Genomic DNA, 24,658 nt, shown 5'->3' with positions numbered 1-24,658 from the left:
TTATGATGAACATAGATATGAAATATATACAAGTTGTTGTGGGGCTGTTACTGTGCTACTGCCTATATGCTTGCAGTCCCCGTCCGGAGTCTGTACAGCCTGCAGACCGGTTATTGGTGCTCTATCCGGAATATCAGGATGTAACCATTCCCTACAATGTGGCTCCTTTGAATTTCCTTGTGCGAAATGAAGGGGTGGATGCGGTGTGCGTGAGTGTAAAGGGAGCATCGGACAGCTTGGAGATAAATGCGCGCGGGAACAAGGCGATATTCCCCTTGAAAGCTTGGCGTGCATTGCTGGAAGCGGAGAAGGAACATACTTTGGAAGTAGTTGTTACTGCCCGTACCGACGGCCGCTGGCTGCGCTATCCTTCCTTTGCATGGCAGGTAGTGGCGGACAAGCTTGACGCCTATGTCAGTTACCGTCTGATAGAGCCCGGTTATGAGGTATGGAATGCCTTGCAGATACGTGAACGTTGTATTGAGAATTTCGAAGAGCGTATTTTGGCGGATAACAGTCAGACAGACGGCAAGTGCATGAACTGTCATGTGCACGGAGGAAATAGTGGCAACCTTTCGATGTTCCATCTTCGGGGTGAGGGAGGGGGGACTGTCCTGAACCGTGACGGCAAGCTCCGTAAGCTTGCCTTGAAGAATGAACAGATGATATCTGCGGCTGTCTACGGGGATTTCCATCCTGACGGGCGGTATGGTGTGTTCTCGTCTAATGTGATTATTCCCATGTTCCATACGGAAAGTAACCGCCGTCTGGAAGTTTACGATACCGTCTCCGATTTGGCTGTCGCCGATTTTGACGGAAACCGGATGATTCTATCTCCGCTTACGGCGGATTCCACCGTATTGGAAACTTTTCCCACATTCTCTGCCGATGGGAAATGGATATATTACTGCTCAGCTCCGACTGTGCCATTGCCGGACAGCGTACAGCAATTACGCTATTCGCTTTGCCGCATTGCGTTCGATGCCAATCACGGCGCATGGGGTGACCGCGTGGATACCCTTTGGAATGCCCGGCTGGAGAAAGGCTCCGTGTGTCATCCGAAAGCCTCACCGGACGGACGCTACCTGCTTTATACCGTTGCTGATTATGGAACATTCCCCATTTGGCACCGGGAGACGGAATTGCAGCTGATGGATTTGCAGACGGGCGCCATCGACTCCCTGCCAATGGTCAACTCCAGCCGTTCGGACACTTATCACAGTTGGTCGTCAGGCAGCCGTTGGTTTGCCTTTGCCAGCAAGCGGGGTGACGGGCAGTACGGGCGGGTTTATTTTGCCTATCTGGATGCTGAAGGGAAGGCGCATAAGCCTTTTGTGCTACCCCAGTCGGACCCTGAAAAAGACGATTTGACATTGAAATCCTACAATATTCCCGATTTGTCGGCTACTCCCGTTCCTTTTGATGCTTCTTCCATCAAGCGGATAAACCGGCAACTGAAGGCTGAGGAATTCAAATGACAAGACATACAGAGAGTACCAAATTGTAAATAATAAATTGTAAATAGTAAATGTTCTTATTTCTGAAAAAGACTTGGAAGATAGGGTTGTCGATACTTTTTGGCGTAGCGGTGCTTCTCTTTTGGGGAAGCGTATATCCGGCCCATATTTCCTATCAGGAGCAGTTCCAGCTTTTCTTGTTCGATGCCGACTACTGGTGGGAACGGATAGTGGTTCCCGGTGGGTTGGCCGATTATATCGCTGAGTATCTGACGCAGTTCTATTATCACGTGTGGGTGGGAGCTTGTATTCTGGCTTTTTTGTACGTGTTGTTGCAACGGTTGGTTTGGAAACTGGCGAAGGAGCAGGGTGCGGCTGATGTGTATTATCCGCTGAGTTTTCTGCCCATCATTGTCTTGTGGCATTTCATGGGTGATGAAAATGCGATGCTGTCATTGGTGGTGGCTCTGCTGTTAGCATTGTCTGCATCCTGCTGGTATGCGGATTTGAAAGGGAAGTGGCAGCGTGTGGCATACATTCTGATAGTCCTTCCGCTGCTTTACTGGACAGCGGGTGCGGCACACTTCATCTTTATGGGCTGGGTGATTGTACGCGAGTTCCGGTTGAATCTTAAAGGTAAGAATTTCTGGGGTGGTGTCGGAGTGTTCTGGGGTGTAGGATTGTGGGGTATCGGTTGTCCGCTATTGGCAAGCATGTGGGTACAATTCCCCATTTACCGTCTGATGGGCGGTATAGGATATTACCGTTTCCCGGCAGTGATTCCCTGGATAGAGATAGGGCTTGCCGTATTACTGGTTGTTCTCCCCTTCCTGCTGTCCGCTTTGCCCGCTTTGAAGAAGAAGCCGGTATTTTATGGAGTTCTGCAAGTGGTGGCGGTAACATTGTTCGGCTATTACTACGTGGCGGCCGGTTGCGATATGGATAAAGAGGAAGCGATGGAGTATGACCAGCTGGTACGTAATAAACAATGGCAGGAGATTATAGAAAAGGCAGAAGAGAAGTCACCGGTTTCACCTTTCGGCGTGACCTGCCTGAATCTTGCTTTGGGAAAGACGGGACAGATGGGCGACCGTATGTTCGAGTTTTATCAGAACGGGACGGAAGGGCTGCTGCCGGAGTTTCAGCGTGATTTTACTTCTCCGTTGCCCACCAGTGAGGCATATTATCATTTGGGTATGGTCAATACGGCACAGCGTTTCACTTTTGAGGCGATGGAGGCCATACCTAACTTCAACAAGAGTGGCCGTTGCTTCAAGCGTCTGGCGGAGACGAACTTGATAAACGGGCAATACGAAGTGGCAGCCAAGTACCTGCGTTTGTTGAGGAAGACAATCTTCTACAAGGATTGGGCAGAGGATGCCATGACCTATCTGTATAATGAGGAAAAAATCAATGCCCACAAGGAGTGGGGTTGGTTGAGGCAGATACGCTATACGGAAGACTTCTTGTTCAGCAGCCAGGAAACGGACATCATGCTGGGGTTGCTTTACCAGCACAACCACCGGAACCGGATGGCATTTGAGTATATGCTGGCCTATGTCCTGCAGCAACGTGATTTGGAACGTTTCATGAAGTACTATCCGCTGGGTAAGCATGCCGGCTACGACCATATTCCCCGCAGCTATCAAGAGGCGTTGATATATGTATGGACACAGACGCACAAGAACTTCCAGGGTATGCCGTGGAGCATTTCGCCCCAAGTGGTGCGGGATGTAACGGAATTTGCGCGGATATATACCTCGCAGCAGAATGCCCGGCAGATGTTGGAGGCGCGTTTCGGCAGTACATACTGGAATTATTTGCTACTAAGAAAGTAAAATGAAAAAGATGAAGAATATAGCTGTTTGCATAATGGCTGCATGGTGGTTTGCCGCTTGCGGCAATCCGGTGACTTCCCCGGAAAGGGTGGATGAATGGCCGGATATCTATCCCGACTATATCGGTGTGACTATTCCTGCAACCATTGCTCCTATGAATTTCAATTGTATTGGTGGAGCGTACGAACGTGTGGATGTGACCGTGACCGGAGGAAAGTCCGGAGAGATGCACGTAAATGATAAAATAGTATCATTTCCGCAAGATGCATGGCAAGAGCTTTTGGAGGAGAATAAGGGTGATAGCCTTCTGTTTACGGTATGTATCCGGAAAGACGGCGAGTGGAAACAGTACCGCTCTTTTCCCATGTATGTCAGTCCGTATCCTATAGATTATGGGGTGGTATACCGCAAGCTGGCTCCCGGATATGAAGTTTATAGCAAGATGGGCATTTATGAGCGTGACCTTGCTTCGTTCGAGGAGCGTCCCTTGCTGGAGAATACCATGGTGCCGGGCATGTGCCTGAATTGTCATGCTTTCAACAAAACAAATCCGGACCATCTGAGCCTGCATATCCGTGGAAAGAACGGAGGGACCTTGATGCAGATAGACGGGAAGCGCGAAATGCTGGATACGAAAACGGATTCCACTCTCTCTGCGGGGGTGTACCCTTATTGGCATCCAAACGGCAAATATATTGCCTATTCTGTCAACAATACGCGCCAGTCTTTCCATGCGGTGAAGGATGAGCGTGTGGAAGTGCTCGACTTGGAATCGGATGTACTGGTCTATCATCCCGAGACACATGAATTACTGCTCTCTCCCTTGCTTCAGAAGAAGGAAGTCTTCGAAACCTTTCCAGTATTTTCACCGGACGGACGCAAACTGTATTTCTGTACTGCGGAGGCCAAGCCGATACCGGCGGAATATAAGGAAATACGTTATAGCTTGTGTAGTATAGATTTCAATCCGGAAGACGGGACATTTGGCGAAAAGATAGATACGCTGGTCAATGCGGCAGCTATGAAGAAAAGCATCTCCTTCCCGAGGCCCTCGTACGATGGCGAGTATATCATGTTTACTTTGTCGGATTACGGGAATTTCTCAATTTGGCATAAAGAAGCCGATTTATGGCTGTTGGATTTGAAGGATGGCGGTATGCGTCCCATAAAGGAGGTGAACAGCGATGATACGGAAAGTTTCCATAACTGGAGCAGCAACTCCCGATGGTTTGTGTTCAGTAGCCGCAGGGGAGATGGGCTTTATACCCGTCTGTATCTGGCAAGTATGGATGAGAATGGGGTGGTGGGCAAGCCTTTCCTGCTTCCTCAGGAAAATCCTTGGGAGTATTACGACCGTCTGGTCTACTCGTACAATGTTCCCGATTTTACAAGCGAACCGGTGAAGCTGGAACGCCGGAAAGTGGAACGGGGAATTGTCTCGCGGAAGCGCGTTCCGGTGAAAGTTAGATGATACGTTTTTTATATTCTGCTTTTTAATACAGTAAAGGGATAAAATTGTATCATTTTCTCTTGGTGCAATCCGCTATCTTTGTGCCAGGAATTAGTGTTACCAATAACAATACCAGATTGAAAAACATGGATATGAGAAAAGTAAAATTTGCTATGATGATTCTGGCGGCAAGTCTGTTGACCGCCTGCGGTTCTTCCAAGAAAGAACAGAGTGTGAATGAAGAGACGGCTGCTGCGCGTACGCAGGAAACGGAGAACTTACTGGCTAACTTGAAAAAAATCCCTTCCAAAGGTATCATGCTCGGCCATCATGACGATACGGTATATGGTATCGGCTGGGAAGGTGAGGAAGGCCGTTCGGATGTGAAAAGCGTGTGTGGCGACTATCCGGCTGTTATCAGCTTTGATTTGGGAGAGCTGGAACTTGGGAATGCCGCCAATCTGGATAAGGTTCCCTTCGATAAAATCAGGAAAGAGATAATCAATCAGTATCAGCGGGGCGGCATGGTTTCGCTCAGTTGGCATGCGCGCAATCCCAAGACGGGCGGTGATGCCTGGGATGTATCGGATACGACGGTGGTGAAGTCCATCTTGCCTGGTGGCGAGAATCACCAGAAATTTGCCGGCTGGTTGGGAGGAGTGGCCGATTTCCTTCATTCGTTGAAGACGGCGGACGGCGTGAAGATACCCGTACTTTTCCGTCCCTGGCACGAACACAGCGGCAGCTGGTTCTGGTGGGGCGAAAAACTGTGTACCCCTGAAGAGTATAAGGCATTGTGGCACATGACAGTGGATACTCTGCAGGCCAAAGGAGTGGACAATGCACTTTATGCTTACTCTCCGGGCACGGAACCCAAGGACACGACGGAATATTTGAAGAAGTATCCGGGCGATGAGTTGATAGACGTTATCGGTTTCGATACCTATCAGTTCGATCGGGATGCCTATCTTGCCGGGATGGATAGGGCACTTTCCATTATCGACAGTGTAGGGAAAGCACACAATAAGGTGATTGCTGTGACCGAAACCGGTTACGAAGGAATTCCCGATGCCAAATGGTGGACTGGTACTCTGCTGCCTGCGTTGGAGAAATATCCGCTTGCCTATGTGCTGGTGTGGCGCAATGCCCGTGAAAAGGTGACCCATTACTATGCCCCCTATCCGGGACAGACATCTGCGGAGGATTTTGTGGAGTTCTATAACAATCCCAAGACGCTGTTTGCAGCTGATGTAAATCTGTATCAATAAACAAACAATCAATATAACAGACATGGAAGCTTTTAAAGAAAAGGTAGAGAGGCTCTTTCAGAGACACGAAGAGTTGATTACGAGAAAGAATGTGGCCGTGGAAGACGGCAATGGCATATTCACCCGCTATAAATATCCGGTAGTGACGGCTGCTCATACACCTGTATTCTGGCGGTATGATTTGGATGAGAAGTCCAACCCGTACCTGATGGAACGTATCGGTATGAATGCGACCATGAATTCGGGGGCCATTAAGTGGAATGGCAAGTATCTGATGGTGGTACGTGTAGAGGGCGCTGACCGTAAGTCGTTCTTTGCCGTAGCCGAGAGTCCCAACGGCATTGATAATTTCCGGTTCTGGGATTATCCCATCACCATGCCCGAAGACGCGATTCCGGCAACGAATGTATACGACATGCGCCTCACGGCTCATGAGGACGGCTGGATTTACGGTATCTTCTGCGCCGAACGCCACGACGACAATGCGCCTGCCGGTGATTTGTCCTCGGCTACGGCTACAGCTGCCATTGCCCGCACCAAGGATTTAAAGAACTGGGAACGCCTGCCCGACCTGAAGACCAAGAGCCAGCAACGCAACGTAGTGCTGCACCCGGAGTTTGTAGATGGCAAATATGCCCTCTATACCCGTCCGCAGGATGGCTTTATTGATGCCGGCAGCGGTGGTGGTATCGGCTGGGCGCTGGTGGACGACATAACCCATGCTGAGGTGAAGGAAGAGAAGATTATCGACCAGCGCTACTATCACACCATCAAGGAGGTGAAGAATGGTGAAGGTCCGCATCCCATCAAGACTCCGAAAGGATGGTTGCATCTGGCTCATGGTGTCCGCGGTTGTGCCGCCGGATTGCGTTATGTGCTCTATATGTACATGACTTCCCTGGAAGACCCGACGAAACTGATTGCCACTCCCGGTGGGGCCTTTATGGTACCCGAGGGTGAGGAGCGTATAGGTGACGTAAGCAATGTACTTTTCACCAACGGCTGGATTGCCGACGAAGACGGAACAGTATTCATCTACTACGCTTCTTCCGACACGCGGATGCATGTGGCTACCTCTACCATTGATAAGCTGGTGGACTATTGCATGAATACGCCTGCTGACGGCTTGTCTTCATCAGCTTCGGTAGAAACGTTGAAGAAGCTGATAGACAAGAATTTGCAGATAATGAAATAATAAAAATACAACATACTATGGCAACACTAAAAGAGAAAATCGGTTATGGTTTCGGGGATATGTCTTCCTCTATGTTCTGGAAAATATTCTCCTATTACTTACCGTTCTTCTATTCGAATATTTTTGGCTTGAGCTTGGCTGATGCAGGATTGCTGATGCTGGTGACACGTATTTGGGATGCAGTGTCCGATCCGATGATGGGAGTCATTGCAGACCGTACTCATACGCGTTGGGGTAAATACCGTCCTTATTTGTTGTGGATTGCAGCTCCTTTTGCCATTGCCGGGATTTTACTTTTTACAACGCCCGACATGGGGACAACGGGTAAGCTGGTATGGGCTTATGTCACTTACATCTTGATGATGACGGTATATACGGCAATCAATGTACCATACGGGGCTATGTTGGGAGTAATGACTGATGATTCGAACACAAAAACGGTTTTCTCTTCTTACCGTATGTTTTTTGCATACGGAGGTAGTTTTATCGCTTTGGGAGCATGGGAGCCATTGTGTAATTGGTTTAAATCAATGGACTATAGCAATGCTTCCAGTTGGCAATATGCCATGGTATGCATTGCCACGCTCTGCTTTTTGGGTTTTCTGTTTTGCTTTAGCATGACGCGCGAGCATGTCAAGAGTGTGGCGTCCGAATCCATCGGTAAGGATGTGAAGTCACTGGTGCGCAATTCGCCTTGGTGGATATTGAATGGTGCGGCGTTGTTGTCGAATTTCTTCAATACGGTACGCGGAGCTACTGCCGCCTACTTCTTCAAGGACTATATCAGTGCCAATGCATTCCTCGATTTCGGGGTGTTCAATCTGGTATTGTATGCCGGCTTGTTCCTGATGGTGGGTGAAGTGTGTAATATGATTGGTGTGGCGCTGGCTGTGCCTCTGTCCATGAAGTTTGGAAAGAAGTCCACTTATATCATTTCGCTCGTGTGCCTGGTAGTGCTCAGCGTGCTCTTCTTCTTTGTGCCGAATGACGGGCTGGGATGGTGGCTGATGATGATTTTCCAGGTGCTTATCTCCATCTGCACCGGTATCGTATCTCCGTTGATTTGGAGCATGTATGCGGATGTGGCGGACTATGCCGAGCAAAAGGATGGCACATCCTCTACGGGGCTGATATTCTCTTCCGGTTCTATGGCGCAGAAGTTTGGCGGTGCATTTGCAGGCTGGGCAGTAATGGCACTGTTGGCATTCTTCGGTTACAATACCGCAGAGAATGCCGTGCAGACTCCCGAGGCGCTGGATGGCTTGAAGTATCTGATGAGCTTTATTCCTGCTGCGATAGCCGCACTTTCCATCGTTGTCGTATTCATCTATCCATTGAATAAGACGCGTATGGCAGCCATCAATGCAGACCTGAAAGAGCGCCGTGAGAACCTTTAGCAGAATAACTCATAACTTATAACTCATAACTCAAAAACTTGTGGATATCAAGAAGATGAAACAGGAGATGGAGGAGGAGCTGGTTTCCAATATCCTCCCCTTCTGGATAAATAGAATGACGGATGAAGTGAACGGCGGTTTCTACGGCCGTATCACGGGCCGGGAGGAGGTGAAGCCCGAAGCAGAAAAGGGGGCAATCCTGAACGCCCGCATCTTGTGGACCTTCTCGGCTGCATACCGCTTGCTGAAGAGGCCGGAGTATCTGGAAACGGCTACGCGTGCCAAACGTACTCTTATCGACCGTTTCTATGACAATGAATTTGGTGGAGTTTACTGGTCTCTCGACTATAAAGGCAATCCGCTCGATACCAAGAAGCAGATTTATGCTTTGGGGTTCGCCATCTACGGGCTGAGTGAATATGCTCGTGCCACGGGCGATGATGAAGCGCTGGCATATGCCATCCGCTTGTTCGAGACCATCGAAGAGCATAGCTTCGACCCCGTGAAAAACGGTTATTGCGAAGCCTTGACCCGCGAATGGGGAGAAATAGCCGACATGCGCCTCAGCGCCAAGGATGAGAACGAGCGCAAGACGATGAATACCCATCTGCATATTCTGGAACCTTATACCAATCTTTTCCGCGTGTGGAAGGATACCCGTCTGGAGAGGCAACTGCGCAATTTGATAGGCCTTTTCACGGAACGGATTCTGAATATCAAGACCGGTCATCTGGAATTGTTCTTCAATGATGATTGGGTTAGTAAATACCGCATTGTCTCCTATGGGCACGACATCGAAGCCTCCTGGTTGATACACGAGGCTGCCCTTGTTCTGGGCGATAAGGACCTCCTGGAGAAAGTGGAACCACTTGTAGAATACATCGCTGCCGCTGCCGATGAAGGATTGACGCCCGACGGCAGCATGATATACGAGACTTTTCTGGATAAAGGAAAGACCGATACTGACCGCCACTGGTGGGTGCAGGCCGAGAACGTAGTGGGACATGCCAACCTCTACCAGCACTTTGATGACGAAGTGGCCATGCAGAAGGCTCTCCGATGTTGGGACTTCATCAAGCAGCATCTGGTAGACTACAAGTACGGAGAATGGCATTGGAGCGTGCGTGCCGACGGCACGGTGAACACCGATGATGACAAGGCGGGATTCTGGAAATGTCCGTATCACAACGGACGTATGTGCATGGAAATTATTGAACGTTTTTCATAGGTTTTCTATCATAAGAAGATGAATAGATTGATGGTTTTGGGGATTCTTGTCTGGATGGGGATTGCGCTGCATGCGCAATCTCTTTATCCGGACTTCAGCAAGCTGAACTTCGGGTGCGATGGAAACAGCATTACCGCAGGCGAACAATGGTCTAAGACTGTAGTGGATAAACTCGGATTCGCTACACATCACAACGTGGCGGTCGGTTCTGCCACATGGGCATGCCATCCCGATACTCAGGATTATGGCAGCGAAGCTTTTGCCGGCATCTCCGGCGGTTGGCAGGTTACGGAGGATAAGCATGAGTTACAGATGCGGCACAACAACGTGTCAAAGGTGCATATCCAGAAGTTCATAGCCGAAGTGGAAAGTGGCGCTTACCCTGCGCCCGATGTCTTTGTGTTCTCTATGGGAACGAATGACCGTAACTTGGGTAGTGCCGAAGAGGCCCTTCAAGGGAAGACGCTCGATGAAGTAGATGTCAACACCATGGCGGGCGGTGCCCGTTGGTCCATTCAGACCATTCTGGAGCATTATCCCCAATGCCGCGTATTCGTGTGCACGCCGATTCAGACCGGCAACCCCGAACACAATGCACTGAATCTGCAGAAGATTGCCATCTTGCGTGAGTTGTGCCGGGCGCTTTCCGTGCAGCTGATAGACTGTTACTCCAACTGTGGTATCACCGAAAAGTTTGAGCAGCCTTCCGGTAGCGGGCGCTATCTGCGCGACGGGTTGCATCCCGACAAACCGGGGCAGGAGCTGATGGGCCGTTACATCGCGAAGGAGATACGGAACCATTTCTTTTAGTTCCGTTCTGCATATTCCGGTTGGAATAACTTATCATTTAGGGCTTGTAAAGCCCTTTTTTTGTCTGTATTCTTAATGACGAATGCCACGTCATTATTGCTGCTGCCATATGAAATCATCCGTAGGGGGATGTCCTTTAGCGCCTCCATAATCTTTGCCTCAAACCCGGCATATTCCCATTGCATGTTGCCCACCACGGAGACGATGGTCATGCGGTCTTCTACCAATACATGGGCATATTGGCGTAGTTCGGAGATGATATTCGATAAACGAGTGCAGTCGTCTATAGCCACAGATACGTCCAGATTGGAGGATACCAGCAGGCAGAGGGGGGTACGGTACTTGGCAAAAATGTCGAAAATCTTGCTGATGAACAGATAGGGACACAGATTATGGTTCGATTCGAACTTTATGTATATGATGTGGTCCTTGGCGGCTATGGCCTTGATGATATTGTCGTCCTGCAGGTTGGAAATCAACGTGCCTTCTGCCGACGGTTCCATAGAGTTAAGCAGCCGGACGGGAATATTCCTTAGGCGTGCCGGGGCGATACAGAAGGGATGCAGTATCTTGGCACCATAGAAGGCCAGTTGTTCGGCTTCGTTGAAGCTGAGGCGTTTCACGGGGCGGGTACCTGACACCTCGCGCGGATCATTGTTGTGCATGCCATCTATGTCCGTCCATATTTGTATCTCGTCTGCTTGGAGGGCGGTGCCAATGAGGGAAGCGGTGTAATCACTGCCGCCGCGTTTCAGGTTGTCTGTTTCGTTATAGGCATTCTTGCAGATGAAACCCTGAGTGATGAAGAGATTGATGCCGGGATGGCAGGCAAGCTGCTCTCGGAGTTTCTGTTCTATATATTCCAAGTCGGGTTCGTTGTCGGGGCCGATACGCATGAAGTCGAATGCACAAAGCAGTACATTGGGAACTTTCAGCTCGCGCAGGTAGAAGTGCATTAGGGCGGTACTGATAAGTTCGCCTTGTGCCAGCACTTCCTTCTCTTCGACAGAGGTGAAGGAATCTTTGGTAAATTTCCATAGTTGCTGGAAGCGGTCGAGGATATAATCTATTGCTTCCCGTTTCAGTTTCTCGTCGGTCAGCAACCCATTGGCAAATTCGATGAATTGGAATTCCAGCCGGGTGATACGGTCGTGAGCTTGTTCTATTTCACGGTTGAACAAGTTGGCGGCAATCTCCTCCAGATGGTTGGTGGTGCCTGCAGTGGCAGACAGTACCACAATCTTGGGTGTTGCATCTTTAATGAGTGTTGCTACATGTTTCATTCTCTCTACGGTGCCGACGGAAGTTCCGCCGAATTTACAAACTTTCATTTCTTGTTTCTTTTTTAACAGTTTCATAATTGCATTCATCCGGATGTTCTTCCTTCCGACTTTTCATTTCAGGTGGCCTCTTTCCAAAATGGAAGGGGGAGGCATGAGGGGCTTTCACTGGGACTAGGCCTGCATAATGCCGCTGTGGCATTGCTGTGGTGAGATATTCATATCCCGGTTGGTGGCAGGCTCTTGCCCCTTCACCTATAAAAGTTCAAAAGATATGCCGTTGGTATTTGGGAAAAGCTTATATTTGCACACCCTGTTTTTTACCGTTATCAGTTTAAAAACTTATCGAATAGATATGAGTAAGATTCTAATCATTGATGATGAGGTACAAATCCGTACCCTTCTGACACGGATGATGGAGTTGGAGGGATATGACGTCTGTCAGGCTGGTGATTGCAGGGCTGCCCTGAAGCAACTGGAACTCCAAAATCCCGATGTAGTTTTGTGTGATGTGTTTCTGCCCGATGGAAATGGGGTAGACCTGGTGTTGGCTATCAAGAAGGCGGCACCCAATGTGGAAGTTATTCTGCTGACAGCGCACGGCAATATTCCCGATGGGGTGCAGGCCATCAAGAACGGTGCTTTCGACTACATCACCAAGGGAGACGATAATAACAAGATTATTCCTCTGATAAGCCGTGCTGTAGAGAAAGCGCGTATGAATGTGCGGTTGGAAAAACTGGAGAAGAAGGTGGGACAGACGTACTCTTTTGATTCTATCCTGGGAGAATCCAAAGTCCTGAAGGATGCTGTTTCATTAGCTCAGAAGGTGTCAGGGACTGATGTTCCTGTACTGTTGACTGGAGAAACGGGCACGGGTAAGGAGGTATTTGCCCAGGCCATCCATTACAGTAGTAAGCGTGCACGGCAGAATTTTGTAGCGGTTAACTGTTCTTCGTTCAGCAAGGAGTTGCTGGAAAGTGAAATGTTCGGTCATAAAGCCGGTTCGTTTACCGGCGCATTGAAGGATAAGAAGGGACTGTTCGAGGAAGCGAATAATGGGACTATTTTTTTGGATGAAATCGGTGAGATGGCGTTTGAACTGCAAGCCAAGTTGCTGCGTATTCTTGAAACCGGTGAGTATATTAAGATAGGTGATACGAAACCTACCCGTGTCAATGTCCGCATCATTGCCGCTACGAACCGCAACTTGTCCCAGGAGATTGTTGCCGGACGTTTCCGCGAGGATTTGTTTTATAGATTAAGCGTATTTCAGATACATCTGCCGCCATTGCGCGAACGTGCAGGTGATATCCGGCTGTTGGCGAAGGCTTTTATAAAGAGTTTTGCGGAACAGCTGGCGCGTCCGGTGGTTGAAATAGCTCCCGCATTTCTTGAAGCATTGGACTCCCAACCGTGGAAGGGAAATATTCGTGAATTACGTAACGTGATAGAACGCAGTATGATTGTTTGCGAGAGCGGATATCTGGACATTGCTGATTTGCCGTTTGATATTCAGAATGCCCATTATGAACACTCCAATGATTCAAGTCCCGGCAGTTTTGAACTTTCAGCTATGGAACGCCGGCACATTGCCCGTGTACTGGAGTATACAAAGGGGAATAAGACAGAAGCAGCCCGGTTATTGAAAATAGGTTTGACGACGTTGTATCGGAAGATTGAGGAATACAAGATCTCAGATCTATAATAGGGGGCTCAGTATACGACTGAGGTACCTTCGATATAGGACCGTGGCAAGATTATTCTTGAAACAGGCTTAGAAGCAGAAAGTGCCTATGGGCTAAAACATATCAAAACAGGTTGCACCTTTTCATTTTGAAAGGGTGCAACCTGTTTCTTTTTATACTTGTTTAGTATGTATTTTGTTGATAATTAATGGTGTATGGTATATGCGCTCTTTTTGGCACATATTTGGCACATTCCTGGCAGACAAAAATATGTAGTAACATTTTAAAAGGTAAAAACATGGGAATAACAGTATCATTTATTTTTTGCCTATTGAGCGGTTTGTTCGCCTTTTGGCTTTTCTGGAAATGCGTAGATTGGTTTGAGAAGATTTAAAAGAGAGAATTATGTACACAGCTTTATTTGTATTAGGTATTGTAATGTTCGGGTATCTGACTTATGTGCTGATAAGACCCGAAAAGTTTTAATGAATGGAGAGTGGAGAAATGAACACTGAAATTTTAGGTGTAGCCTTGCAGATTGTTCTGCTGATTGTGATATCCTATCCTCTGGGAAAGTATATTGCCAAGGTTTACAAAGGCGAAAAGACATGGTCGGATTTCATGAAGCCGGTCGAGAGATTGATTTATAAAGTGGCCGGAGTCAATCCGGAGGAAGAGATGAACTGGAAACAGTTCTTGAAAGCCCTGCTGATTCTGAATGCCTTTTGGTTTGTATGGGGCATGGTGCTACTCTGTACACAGCAGTGGTTGCCGTTAAATCCGGATGGAAACGCTAACCAGACACCGGACCTGGCATTCAATACATGTATCAGTTTTATGGTGAACTGTAATTTGCAGCATTATTCCGGTGAAAGCGGACTGACATATTTTACACAGTTGTTCGTCATTATGTTGTTCCAATTCATTACCGCCGCTACCGGTATGGCAGCTATGGCAGGTATCATGAAGGGTATGGCTGCTAAATCGACGAAGACTATCGGTAACTTCTGGAAGTTCTTGGTTTTGAGCTGTACACGTGTATTATTACCGCTTTCGTTGATTGTGGGCTTCATCCTCATTCTACAAGGTACTCCGATGGGATTTGATGGTAAGCTGGAAGTTCAGACGATGGAAGGACAAACCCAGTTGGTTTCACAAGGTCCTACGGCAGCGATTGTTCCTATCAAGCAATTGGGTACGAACGGTGGCGGTTACTTTGGATGTAACTCTTCACATCCGTTGGAAAATCCTACTTACTTGACAGATATTGCAGAATGTTGGTCTATCCTAATTATACCAATGTCTATGGTGATTGCACTCGGCTTTTACATCAAACGTAAGAAGATGGCTTACTCTATCTATAGCGTAATGCTTTTTGCTTTTCTTGTCGGTGTTTGCATCAATGTTTCGCAGGAGATGGGAGGTAATCCGCGCATTGATGAGATGGGAATTGCTCAAGACAATGGAGCAATGGAAGGTAAAGAAGTCCGTTTAGGGTCTGCTGCTACTGCTCTTTGGAGTATTGTGACTACAGTTACTTCCAATGGCTCTGTGAATGGTATGCATGATTCAACGATGCCTCTTTCCGGTATGATGGAAATGCTGAACATGCAGATTAATACGTGGTTTGGAGGTGTGGGTGTAGGTTTCATGAACTATTATACATTCATCATTATCGCCGTATTCATCAGTGGACTGATGGTGGGACGTACTCCGGAATTTCTCGGTAAGAAGGTAGAGGCGCGTGAAATGAAGATTGCTACCATTGTGGCACTGCTTCATCCGCTTATCATCTTGGGCGGTGTGGCACTTTCTTGCTTTTTGTTCGCTCATTATCCTGAATTTGTGGCAGGTGAAGGCGGCTGGTTGAATAATCCCAGTTTCCACGGACTGAGTGAGCAGCTTTATGAATATACTTCGGCTGCGGCCAATAATGGTTCTGGCTTCGAAGGATTGGGCGACAATACTTACTTCTGGAACTATACTACCGGCTGGACGCTGATTTTAGGACGTTTCCTGCCTATCGTAGGTCAGGTAGCCATTGCTGGTCTGTTGGCCGGAAAGAAATATGTTCCGGAGAGTGCCGGTACGCTGAAGACAGATACAGTAACTTTCGGTGTGATGACTTTTGCCGTTATCTTTATTGTGGCTGCCTTGTCATTCTTCCCGGCACATGCATTGAGTACGATTGCTGAACATTTCAGTTTGTAATAGTAGTTTGTAAAAAGTAATTTCATAGGTATGAAAGATAATAAATCAGCTTCTCTGTTTCAGAAGGAGCAAGTAATGGAAAGTTTGAAGCAATCATTCGTGAAGCTAAATCCACGGGTGATGATAAAGAATCCAATTATGTTTACGGTGGAAGTCGTAACGGTTGTCATGCTGATTGTCTGTTTCCTTTCATTGGGTACTTCGGAATATGGAGCATTCGGATATAATTTATTGGTATTCATCATCTTGTTTGTGACGTTACTGTTTGCTAATTTTGCTGAAGCCATCGCTGAAGCTCGTGGTAAGGCCCAAGCTGACAGTTTGCGTAAAACCCGTGAAGAGACTCCTGCTAAAGTGTTGGTTGACGGTAAAATCCATACCGTTAGCAGTTCACGTTTGAAGAAAGGTGACTATTTTATTTGTGAAGCAGGAGATACGATTCCTGCCGACGGTGAGATTGTGGAAGGTTTGGCCTCCATTGACGAAAGTGCCATTACCGGTGAATCTGCTCCGGTTATCCGTGAGGCCGGTGGTGACAAGAGTTCCGTAACTGGTGGTACAAAAGTTCTTTCTGATAAAATCAAGGTATTGGTGACGCAGCAACCGGGTGAGAGCTTTCTTGACAAGATGATTGCTTTGGTAGAAGGCGCTACTCGTCAGAAGACTCCGAACGAAATAGCATTGACTATTCTTCTGGCTGGTTTCACCTTGGTATTCGTTATTGTATGTGTAACGTTGATTCCTATGGCTGACTATACGAATATTGACCATCCGGGAACTTATATCTCCATTGCAGCCATCATTTCTTTGTTTGTCTGCTTGATACCGACTACTATCGGCGGACTGCTTTCTGCCATCGGCATTGCTGGGATGGACCGTGCTTTGCGCGCTAATGTAATTACAAAATCCGGTAAGGCGGTAGAAACAGCCGGTGACATTGATACCTTGTTGCTAGACAAGACTGGCACCATTACAATCGGTAACCGTAAAGCTACTAAGTTTCATTCGGCTTCGGGTGTTGACGAGAATTTGTTCGTAGAGGCTTGCTTGTTGTCCTCACTTTCTGACGAGACTCCGGAGGGTAAGTCCATCATTGAACTGGGACGTGAAAACGGTCATCGTATGCGTGATTTGAATACTACCGGTGCTCATATGATTAAGTTTACAGCCGAAACAAAATGTTCGGGTGTGGATTTGCAGGATGGTACTCAGATACGTAAAGGCGCATTCGACGCTATTCGCAAGATTGTGGAAAATGCCGGAAATAAGTTCCCGAAAGAGATTGAAGAGGTGATTGCTGTAATTACCAGCAACGGTGGAACTCCGCTGGTGGTATGTGTCAATCAGAAAGTTACTGGGGTAATTGAGTTGCAGGATATTATCAAACCGGGCATTCAGGAACGTTTTGAGCGTCTTCGCAGGATGGGTGTGAAAACTGTGATGGTGACCGGTGACAACCCTTTGACAGCCAAATATATTGCAGAGAAAGCTGGAGTAGATGATTTCATTGCTGAAGCCAAGCCGGAAGACAAGATGGAATATATCAAAAAAGAACAGCAGGCCGGTAAGCTGGTGGCTATGATGGGTGACGGTACAAACGACGCTCCCGCCCTTGCACAAGCTAATGTGGGTGTGGCAATGAACAGCGGTACGCAGGCAGCCAAAGAAGCTGGTAACATGGTGGACCTTGACAACGATCCGACGAAGCTGATTGAAATTGTGGAGATTGGCAAACAGTTGTTAATGACACGCGGTACGTTGACTACCTTCTCCATTGCGAACGACGTTGCCAAGTACTTTGCTATTATCCCTGCTTTGTTTATGGTAGCCATCCCTCAGTTGGCTCCTCTGAACATTATGGGACTGCATAGCCCTGAAACGGCCATTCTCTCGGCTGTCATATTCAACGCTATCATTATTCCTATCTTGATTCCGTTGGCTTTGAAAGGTGTTCAGTATAAGCCGATCGGTGCCAGTGCTCTACTTCGTCGCAATCTGTTGATTTATGGTGTGGGTGGCGTCATTGCTCCGTTTGTCGGCATCAAACTGATAGATATGATAGTTAGTCTGTTTTTTTAAAACTTGGATAAAATGAAAACTCTTTGGAAATCATTTAAAATAACAATTGCATTTTGCATATTTTTCTCTCTGTTCTATATCCTTGTTTTGTGGATATTTGCACAGTTCGCCGGTCCCAACAAGGGAAATGCAGAGGTGGCAACACTCAATGGTAAAGTGGTAGGTGCAGCCAATGTAGGCCAGATGTTTACGCAAGATATTTATTTCTGGGGACGCCCATCTGCGGGTAATTATACAGCCGATGCTTCGGGTGGTAGTAACAAGGGACCTACGAACGATGAATACCTGGCAGAAGTGGAAGCCCGTATCGATACTTTTCTGGTACATCATCCTTATCTGAGCCGCAAGGATGTGCCTGCTGAAATGGTAACCGCCAGTGGTTCCGGTCTAGACCCACATATCACACCTGCTTGTGCTTATGTACAAGTGAAGCGTGTGGCTCAGGCACGTGGCATGAACGAGGCTGAAGTGAAAGCCATTGTAGACAAGAACATCAGCAAACCCTTTTTGGGGGTGTTTGGTACGGAAACTGTCAATGTGCTGGAACTGAACATTGCATTAGAAGAAGCCGATCAGAATAAATAATTTTTTAGTTGTGTTTGTCATGTGTTATGGGCAGGAGCGGAAGTATTTCTGTTCAGGCAGCGAAAGACTGTCATTTTACAGGGGGAGCCGAAACTTCCTTCCTGCCTTTCAACGATTGATTAGTAATGGTAAATAAATAGTTGGATATGAAAAGTTTAAAAATATCAATTCTAGTTTTTGCGAGTATGGTAGCTGCTTGTTTTATGGGAACCGGCAAAGTGCAAGCTCAGGAATTTACAATACAAGGTGATTTAGTCAGTTCTTATGTTTGGCGCGGCTTTTACCAGACGGGAGTCAGTTTTCAGCCCACTTTGGGTTTTGGGGTCGGTGATTTTTCTTTGACGGCATGGGGCTCTACCGATTTTGACGGAGTTTCTTCAGGGGAAGGGGCTGCGGCTAAGGAGATTGATTTGACGGCTGCCTATGCTTTGGGAGAATCAGGTCTAACTTTTTCTGTTGCCAGCTTGTGGTGGGGCGGACAAGGAGCAAGAAAGTATTTTAATTTTAAGAGCCACGAAACAGCTCATCACTTTGAAGCGGGATTAGCCTATACATTGCCGGTTGAAAAGTTTCCTTTGTCAATCGCTTGGTACACTATGTTTGCCGGAGCTGACAAAGATGATAAAGGCAGGCAGAATTATTCTTCGTATGTTGAACTCAACTATCCGTTCAGTGTTAAGTCTGTAGATTTGAACCTGACTTGCGGATTTCTGCCTTATGAAGCTGGGGTAGGAGTATATGGCGTTCCTAACAGCGGGTTTGCCGTAACCAATGTGGCACTGAAAGGTATTACGGAAATCAAGATTACTGACAATTTCTCAATACCTGTATTTGCACAAGCCATTTGGAACCCTCGTATGGAAGATGCACATCTGGTATTCGGCTTTACTTTAAGGCCATGATTTATTTAGATATAACTTTAGAACTCATGAATTAGTGTTGGATGCCCGTGGCGGTCGTGATGATCGTTACGGGTTATATGGCATATATAAGACAAGTAAAAAAACAGAAGAAATGAGTAGGGAAGAAAGCGTACAGCATTTTCTTGATTTGATTAAAAAGTCGCGGCGTGGCAAGTTCAAAGTCTACATCGGCATGATTGCTGGTGTAGGTAAATCTTATCGTATGCTTCAGGAAGCACACGAGTTACTTGACAACGGAGTAGATGTGAAGATAGGCTATATAGAGACACACGGGCGTGCCGGTACGGATGCTATGTTGGAAGGATTGCCCGTTGTTCCTCGTCGTAAGATATTCTATAAAGGGAAAGAGCTGGAAGAAATGGATTTGGATGCCATTATCCAGATACACCCTGAGATAGTAGTGGTGGATGAACTGGCACATACCAATGTGGAAGGTAGCCGGAATGAGAAACGCTGGCAGGATGTGATGGATTTGCTTGATGAGGGTATCAATGTGATTTCTGCCGTTAACATCCAGCACATTGAGAGTGTCAATGAAGAAGTACAAGGCATCTCGGGTATTGAGGTGAAGGAACGTATTCCCGATAGCGTTTTGCAAGAGGCAGATGAGGTGGTGAATATTGACTTGACTGCGGAAGAATTGATAGCCCGTCTGAAAGCTGGAAAAATTTACAAGCCGGAAAAGGTCTCTACTGCCTTGAACAATTTCTTTAAAACGGAAAATATTCTCCAATTACGTGAACTGGCTTTAAAAGAGGTGGCTTTACGGGTGGAAAAGAAAGTGGAGAATGAAGTGGTTACCAGTGTGGGAGTCCGTCATGAGAGATTTCTGGCATGTATCAGCAGCAACGAGAAAACACCACGACGCATCATTCGTAAAGCTGCACGTCTGGCAACCCGCTACAATACTTCGTTTGTTGCCCTTTATGTGCAGACTCCCAGAGAAAGTACTGACCGCATCGGTCTGGCAAATCAAAGGTATTTATTGAACCACTTCAAATTGGTGACCGAACTGGGAGGGGAGGTCGTTCAGGTGCAATCGCCGGATGTGCTGGGAAGCATTGTTGATACTTGTAGGGAGAAACAGATAACAACTGTCTGCATGGGAAGTCCGTCACTTTCTTTTCCGAAATCATTGTTCATGATATTGAAATACCGAAAATTTGTGCGTGATTTGGCACAAGTAAACATAGATTTGATTATACTTGCATAATATTAATTCTTAGGAACATTATGAATATTCGTACAAAATTGATACTCAGCGTAGGGGTATTGGCTGGAATGATTATTTTGTTGGTTGCTCTTTCTGTGGTGAATCTACAGATACTGACGGCTACAGAGCCGGATAGTCCTGCTGCTGTACCGGGATTGCAACGTGCATTGCTCTGGATTTCTGTGATAGGTGGGGTATGTATTTTTGCCAGTATCATATTGTTGGTATGGCTTCCCCGTTCCATCAGCAAACCTATTCAAGAACTGACGCGTGGGATTCTTGAAATAGCGAACCATAATTATGAGAAACGTCTGGATATGAGTGGACACGAGGAATTTCGTGAAGTGGCTGATAGTTTTAATCGGATGGCGGAACGACTGACGGAGTATCGCGCCAGTACGCTGAACGACATACTTTCTGCTAAGAAATTTCTTGAGGCTATTGTGAATAGTATTGATGAACCTATTATTGGTTTGAACCGTAATAGGGAAATTCTCTTTATCAATAATGAGGCTTTAACTGTGCTGAATTTAAAACGGGAAGAGGTAATTCGCCGTTCGGCTGAGGAGCTTTCTTTGAAGAATGATTTGCTCCGCCGTTTAGTTCGTGAATTGGTAAATCCGGGTGAAAAGAAAGAACCGTTGAAGATTTATGCAGACAATAAGGAGAGTTACTTTAAAGCTTCTTACATTACCATTATAAATGCAGAGGCTGATGATGACGAACCTCATAATCTTGGCGATGTGATTTTACTGAAAAATATTACAGAATTCAAAGAATTGGATAGTGCCAAGACTACTTTTATCTCGACTATTTCTCATGAACTGAAAACGCCTATATCCGCTATTCTGATGAGTCTGCAGTTGTTGGAGGACAAACGGGTAGGGGTGTTGAACGACGAGCAGGAGCAATTATCGAACAGCATTAAGGAAAATGCTGATCGCCTTCTTGGGATTACCGGAGAACTACTGAACATGACGCAGGTAGAAGCCGGTAAACTGCAGATGATGCCTAAAATAACAAAGCCCATTGAACTGATAGAGTATGCCATCAAGGCTAATCAGGTACAGGCTGATAAATTCGGCATTCAGATAGAAGTGGAGTATCCGGAAGAAAAAATGCCTAAATTGTTTGTCGATAGCGAAAAGATTGCTTGGGTACTCACCAATTTGTTGAGTAATGCTATCCGCTATTCCAAAGAGAACGGGAGGGTGGTTATCGGCGCCAAGCATGACGAGGATTTTGTGGAAATGTATGTGCAGGATTTTGGAAAAGGTATCGACCCGCGTTATCACCAGAGCATTTTTGACCGTTATTTCCGAGTGCCGGGCACTAAAGTGCAAGGTAGTGGCTTAGGACTTTCCATTTCGAAAGACTTTGTGGAAGCGCATGGCGGTACACTGACTGTTCAGAGTGAGCTGGGTAAGGGGAGCCGCTTCGTTATCCGGTTGAAAGCGTAACGTTTTCTATTTTTTGCGGTACTGTTGCGGAGACATGCCTGTTTGTTTCTTGAAAAATGTACCAAAATAAGAAGCATTGGGAAAATTGAAGAAATCGGCGATTTCCTGGATATTTTTCTGGGTGTTCTTGAGTAGTGAGATGCTTTTGCGGATGATGGATTTGAATATCAGTTCCTGCACGGTGAATCCGCAGACGGACTTGGATAGTGCAGAGAGGTATTTGGGTGATAAGCAGAGTTTGTCTGCATAAAACTCTACACCGCGTTCTTCCGTGTAGTGCGCATCTATCAACTGAATCAGCCGGATAAAAATTTCATGTTTGTGGCCAACCGTTGTTTTAAGGTTCATCAGTTTACGGTTGTAAATGGAACAGATGCGGTATGTGAGTCCCAGCAGAAGCAGCCTTTGTTCGTTGTCGTTGAAGGTGTTGTTGTCTAAGTGCAGGGTATTGTCCAGTAAGGACATGTATTTCAGAACTTCTTCTTCGTCTCCGGTGTTCCATACGTAGCATGGTTCGGTCCGGAGCTGCATGTATAGGTACATGGTTGCCACTGAATTGCCTATGATGTCCCTTATCGGTTCTATCTGGTAAATGAATATGAATAGTTGCAGGTCTTCCGATTCGCTCAGCACTTGGAAGAGGGAATCTTCCGGAATGAAAACTGTTTCGCCAGCCTGGGCCGAGAATACTTTCATATTGAGCGAAAAGGTGAAGTTACCCTGGCGGCAAACTATCAGTCCTGCTCCATTAATCATAAAAGGTTTCTTCAGGGAGGTGGGAAAGGAGCAGAGCATACCTTCTGAACTACAAATGTTTTCTCCGTTTGACAATGCGTGGTCCAAGTGGGATAAACGTTCTTGTTGGGTATCCATAACAGACAAAATTACAGGTTGTACTGAAAATTGTCCGCTAAGTTAGTAATTTTCGTTTAGGATACCGCACGACAAGCACAAATATCATGCAAATCAGGCAGGCATAGAGTGTCCATCCTGCCATTTCCTTTATAGCAGAGAGAGTGGCTTGTACTTGGATGCGTCCTTTGGTGGATATGGCAGCCATGTTGATTGCTTCTTGTTTGCTCTTTCCCTGATATTGCATACCTTGTACAGTTTGGGTAAACGAGGCGGACGCTTCGGGGTGTAGCATGTCTACATTCTGTGCATAGCGGGTGACGTAGTGCTGCTGGCGTTCTTGCAGTACATTCGTATAGAGTGCGGCTCCGATGCTGGGAGCCAATACCATGCGTACGGTAAGCATGGTGCATATCCAGGAAGAAAGATATTTGTAAGGCATGCGTTGGGTGGCGTAGGTTGGAATCAGCGAATAGAGGAACATCATACCGGTAGAACGGATGATGACCGGATACTTCATCCGTTCGTACAGTCCTGCACCTTGTACCTCGAAATACATGAACATGGTGGAAAGCCCCAATAGAAGGAAACCGGCGGCAAAGAGATATTTGAAGTGTACGCCTTTCACACTGAGCCAGATGGTGGCTATACCGCCGATGAGGTAGCCCAGCATGGACCAGTTGCCTAGGGTGGCGTTCTGAAAGTTGTCCAGTTTCATGCCTATGCCTGTGAATACGTTGACAAACATGGCGCTGGAATTCAGTACCATTAACAGAAAATAGAATAGGAAACCCATACGGATGGTGCGCAGTTTGAATACATCGAGTTGATAGTAAGGATTGCGTTGGGTAGACTCGATGTAGAGGAATATACCACCAGCAATGATGGCGCAGACTGTGGCCCATCGTATGGTTGGGTCGTCGTACCAGTCGAGCACTTTGCCATAAGTAAGCACGTAGGTAATGCAAGCCAGTGTGATGCAGAAGATGGAGGCATTGCCAAACTGCTTGAGGTTGATGGGGAAGCGGCGGGTGGTATATTTATGATAAGGCATAGTGATGAATGTGATGAGGATGCAAAGTAATAGTAGCCCCATCATAAAGTAGTGTATGTACTGCCATTCGTACTCAAAGGCGAGCCAGGCGGTGAGCGAGGTTCCCAATTGTCCCAGTACCATGAAGAATAGGTAGATGGCAGGTTGTGCCGCACTCCGTTCGATGTCCAGCTTGTCCCAGCCTTCGCCGGTTACAGGCTCGTTGCCGGGTGTAATCTTATCGTACGCTTCGATATGCCCTGCATACTTTATGAGGGTGAAGAGGTTGACCATCATCAGTACCATTCGTAGGAATCCCATAAAGATGCTGCATAGTGCCAGCAGGAAAACACTGTCTGTCTTGGCACAGATATAACTGAAGATGTACATCAGGGAGAATCCTGCCAGACACATCATTTTCTGCCGGCGTATGACTACCAGCCTATATAGAAAGGGGCAGAATGCCGCCATACCGATGGAAGTGGCGAAGTTGGCAAACTGGATATGCTCGGAAATGATGCCGAGCCCGCTCATCATTTCGGTGCTTGCCACCGAGTAGGTACCGCCTACAGTCAGTATCGGCAAAAAGAATACGAATAGGATGATGATACCTACCGGCTTAGGTACCCAGTTGTAGAAGGGATAGTTCTTGGGGGATGAGGGCATGGATAATTAAAAATTAATCATTAAA

The 24,658-nt window shown here is 47.0% G+C and carries 19 protein-coding genes; 16 read left to right on the top strand and 3 right to left on the bottom strand.

All coding sequences use genetic code 11. From position 1 onward, the window contains the following. Positions 1-2: 2 nt before the first annotated feature. From ACESTD_RS08705 to ACESTD_RS08670, 8 genes are all read left to right on the top strand, one after another. On the top strand, positions 3-1,478 hold the full coding sequence (locus tag ACESTD_RS08705) for a PD40 domain-containing protein (RefSeq protein ID WP_098031867.1): 1,476 nt from the start codon (positions 3-5) through the stop codon (positions 1,476-1,478). 50 nt (positions 1,479-1,528) lie between these two features. Continuing rightward, positions 1,529-3,295, top strand: a complete 1,767-nt coding sequence (locus ACESTD_RS08700) for a DUF6057 family protein (RefSeq protein WP_373158804.1) — start codon at positions 1,529-1,531, stop codon at positions 3,293-3,295. Between the two features lie 10 nt (positions 3,296-3,305). Beyond that, positions 3,306-4,766: a PD40 domain-containing protein gene (locus ACESTD_RS08695; protein ID WP_005834841.1), complete on the top strand. Its 1,461-nt coding sequence runs from the start codon at positions 3,306-3,308 to the stop codon at positions 4,764-4,766. Between the two features lie 131 nt (positions 4,767-4,897). Then, entirely contained in the window at positions 4,898-6,013 is a 1,116-nt protein-coding gene (locus ACESTD_RS08690) for a glycoside hydrolase family 26 protein (RefSeq protein WP_005834842.1), read from the top strand. Between the two features lie 22 nt (positions 6,014-6,035). Beyond that, complete coding sequence (locus ACESTD_RS08685; RefSeq protein ID WP_005824991.1) at positions 6,036-7,208, top strand: glycosidase; 1,173 nt, start codon at positions 6,036-6,038, stop codon at positions 7,206-7,208. Positions 7,209-7,225: 17 nt separating this feature from the next. Next, on the top strand, positions 7,226-8,605 hold the full coding sequence (locus ACESTD_RS08680) for an MFS transporter (RefSeq protein WP_005824990.1): 1,380 nt from the start codon (positions 7,226-7,228) through the stop codon (positions 8,603-8,605). 40 nt (positions 8,606-8,645) lie between these two features. Continuing rightward, positions 8,646-9,833 carry an AGE family epimerase/isomerase gene (locus tag ACESTD_RS08675; RefSeq protein WP_008662925.1) on the top strand — a complete coding sequence of 396 codons (1,188 nt, stop codon included), beginning with the start codon at positions 8,646-8,648 and terminating at the stop codon, positions 9,831-9,833. A gap of 18 nt (positions 9,834-9,851) precedes the next feature. Next, a complete protein-coding gene (locus ACESTD_RS08670) occupies positions 9,852-10,643 on the top strand; it encodes an SGNH/GDSL hydrolase family protein (protein WP_373158803.1) in 792 nt (263 codons plus the stop codon). On the opposite strand, the gene ACESTD_RS08665 is transcribed toward ACESTD_RS08670, so the two are convergent. Next, positions 10,640-11,974 (bottom strand): aspartate kinase, encoded by a 1,335-nt coding sequence (locus ACESTD_RS08665; RefSeq protein ID WP_008662927.1) that lies wholly within the window; start codon positions 11,972-11,974, stop codon positions 10,640-10,642. The two genes, ACESTD_RS08670 and ACESTD_RS08665, sit on opposite strands and share 4 nt — an antisense overlap. Positions 11,975-12,278: 304 nt before the next feature. On the opposite strand from ACESTD_RS08665, the gene ACESTD_RS08660 reads away from it, so the two are divergent. The 8 genes from ACESTD_RS08660 to ACESTD_RS08625 all read left to right on the top strand — a co-directional run bounded on the left by ACESTD_RS08660 (position 12,279) and on the right by ACESTD_RS08625 (position 22,082). Next, positions 12,279-13,631, top strand: coding sequence for a sigma-54 dependent transcriptional regulator (locus tag ACESTD_RS08660; RefSeq protein ID WP_008662930.1), 1,353 nt, complete (start codon positions 12,279-12,281; stop codon positions 13,629-13,631). Between the two features lie 385 nt (positions 13,632-14,016). Continuing rightward, positions 14,017-14,097, top strand: a complete 81-nt coding sequence (gene kdpF / locus ACESTD_RS08655) for a K(+)-transporting ATPase subunit F (protein ID WP_055305132.1) — start codon at positions 14,017-14,019, stop codon at positions 14,095-14,097. 18 nt (positions 14,098-14,115) lie between these two features. After that, complete coding sequence (gene kdpA / locus ACESTD_RS08650; protein ID WP_009037805.1) at positions 14,116-15,822, top strand: potassium-transporting ATPase subunit KdpA; 1,707 nt, start codon at positions 14,116-14,118, stop codon at positions 15,820-15,822. Between the two features lie 30 nt (positions 15,823-15,852). Then, positions 15,853-17,901 (top strand): potassium-transporting ATPase subunit KdpB, encoded by a 2,049-nt coding sequence (gene kdpB / locus ACESTD_RS08645; protein ID WP_005834857.1) that lies wholly within the window; start codon positions 15,853-15,855, stop codon positions 17,899-17,901. A 12-nt stretch (positions 17,902-17,913) separates the two neighbouring features. After that, positions 17,914-18,486, top strand: a complete 573-nt coding sequence (locus ACESTD_RS08640) for a K(+)-transporting ATPase subunit C (RefSeq protein ID WP_005834858.1) — start codon at positions 17,914-17,916, stop codon at positions 18,484-18,486. Positions 18,487-18,632: 146 nt separating this feature from the next. Further along, positions 18,633-19,388 carry a hypothetical protein gene (locus tag ACESTD_RS08635; protein WP_034529308.1) on the top strand — a complete coding sequence of 252 codons (756 nt, stop codon included), beginning with the start codon at positions 18,633-18,635 and terminating at the stop codon, positions 19,386-19,388. A gap of 112 nt (positions 19,389-19,500) precedes the next feature. Beyond that, positions 19,501-20,622: a sensor protein KdpD gene (locus tag ACESTD_RS08630; protein WP_005834862.1), complete on the top strand. Its 1,122-nt coding sequence runs from the start codon at positions 19,501-19,503 to the stop codon at positions 20,620-20,622. A gap of 20 nt (positions 20,623-20,642) precedes the next feature. Continuing rightward, a complete protein-coding gene (locus ACESTD_RS08625) occupies positions 20,643-22,082 on the top strand; it encodes a PAS domain-containing sensor histidine kinase (protein WP_044468372.1) in 1,440 nt (479 codons plus the stop codon). Between the two features lie 6 nt (positions 22,083-22,088). Here the strand turns inward: ACESTD_RS08625 and ACESTD_RS08620 are convergent, their stop codons facing one another. Then, positions 22,089-22,955 (bottom strand): AraC family transcriptional regulator, encoded by an 867-nt coding sequence (locus tag ACESTD_RS08620; protein WP_005834864.1) that lies wholly within the window; start codon positions 22,953-22,955, stop codon positions 22,089-22,091. 37 nt (positions 22,956-22,992) lie between these two features. Continuing rightward, positions 22,993-24,633, bottom strand: coding sequence for a hypothetical protein (locus tag ACESTD_RS08615; RefSeq protein ID WP_005834866.1), 1,641 nt, complete (start codon positions 24,631-24,633; stop codon positions 22,993-22,995). Between the last annotated feature and the right edge of the window lie 25 nt (positions 24,634-24,658).

Source organism: Bacteroides sp. AR20, from assembly GCF_964250605.1.
Classification (GTDB): Bacteria; Bacteroidota; Bacteroidia; order Bacteroidales; family Bacteroidaceae; genus Bacteroides; species Bacteroides uniformis.
The sequence above is the reverse complement of the archived record's forward strand: the minus strand, read 5'-3'. Positions and strand labels throughout refer to the sequence as shown.

What these genes read in the sequence shown, in the direction of transcription:
- ACESTD_RS08695 (WP_005834841.1), top strand. Translation starts at nt 3,306, where the DNA reads ATGAAGAATATAGCTGTTTGCATAATGGCTGCATGGTGGTTTGCCGCT.
- ACESTD_RS08625 (WP_044468372.1), top strand. Translation starts at nt 20,643, where the DNA reads ATGAATATTCGTACAAAATTGATACTCAGCGTAGGGGTATTGGCTGGA.
- ACESTD_RS08620 (WP_005834864.1), bottom strand. Translation starts at nt 22,955, where the DNA reads ATGGATACCCAACAAGAACGTTTATCCCACTTGGACCACGCATTGTCA.
- ACESTD_RS08670 (WP_373158803.1), top strand. Translation starts at nt 9,852, where the DNA reads ATGAATAGATTGATGGTTTTGGGGATTCTTGTCTGGATGGGGATTGCG.
- ACESTD_RS08690 (WP_005834842.1), top strand. Translation starts at nt 4,898, where the DNA reads ATGAGAAAAGTAAAATTTGCTATGATGATTCTGGCGGCAAGTCTGTTG.
- kdpB (WP_005834857.1), top strand. Translation starts at nt 15,853, where the DNA reads ATGAAAGATAATAAATCAGCTTCTCTGTTTCAGAAGGAGCAAGTAATG.
- ACESTD_RS08640 (WP_005834858.1), top strand. Translation starts at nt 17,914, where the DNA reads ATGAAAACTCTTTGGAAATCATTTAAAATAACAATTGCATTTTGCATA.
- ACESTD_RS08665 (WP_008662927.1), bottom strand. Translation starts at nt 11,974, where the DNA reads ATGAAAGTTTGTAAATTCGGCGGAACTTCCGTCGGCACCGTAGAGAGA.
- ACESTD_RS08635 (WP_034529308.1), top strand. Translation starts at nt 18,633, where the DNA reads ATGAAAAGTTTAAAAATATCAATTCTAGTTTTTGCGAGTATGGTAGCT.
- ACESTD_RS08615 (WP_005834866.1), bottom strand. Translation starts at nt 24,633, where the DNA reads ATGCCCTCATCCCCCAAGAACTATCCCTTCTACAACTGGGTACCTAAG.
- kdpF (WP_055305132.1), top strand. Translation starts at nt 14,017, where the DNA reads ATGTACACAGCTTTATTTGTATTAGGTATTGTAATGTTCGGGTATCTG.
- ACESTD_RS08660 (WP_008662930.1), top strand. Translation starts at nt 12,279, where the DNA reads ATGAGTAAGATTCTAATCATTGATGATGAGGTACAAATCCGTACCCTT.
- ACESTD_RS08685 (WP_005824991.1), top strand. Translation starts at nt 6,036, where the DNA reads ATGGAAGCTTTTAAAGAAAAGGTAGAGAGGCTCTTTCAGAGACACGAA.
- ACESTD_RS08680 (WP_005824990.1), top strand. Translation starts at nt 7,226, where the DNA reads ATGGCAACACTAAAAGAGAAAATCGGTTATGGTTTCGGGGATATGTCT.
- ACESTD_RS08630 (WP_005834862.1), top strand. Translation starts at nt 19,501, where the DNA reads ATGAGTAGGGAAGAAAGCGTACAGCATTTTCTTGATTTGATTAAAAAG.
- kdpA (WP_009037805.1), top strand. Translation starts at nt 14,116, where the DNA reads ATGAACACTGAAATTTTAGGTGTAGCCTTGCAGATTGTTCTGCTGATT.
- ACESTD_RS08700 (WP_373158804.1), top strand. Translation starts at nt 1,529, where the DNA reads ATGTTCTTATTTCTGAAAAAGACTTGGAAGATAGGGTTGTCGATACTT.
- ACESTD_RS08705 (WP_098031867.1), top strand. Translation starts at nt 3, where the DNA reads ATGATGAACATAGATATGAAATATATACAAGTTGTTGTGGGGCTGTTA.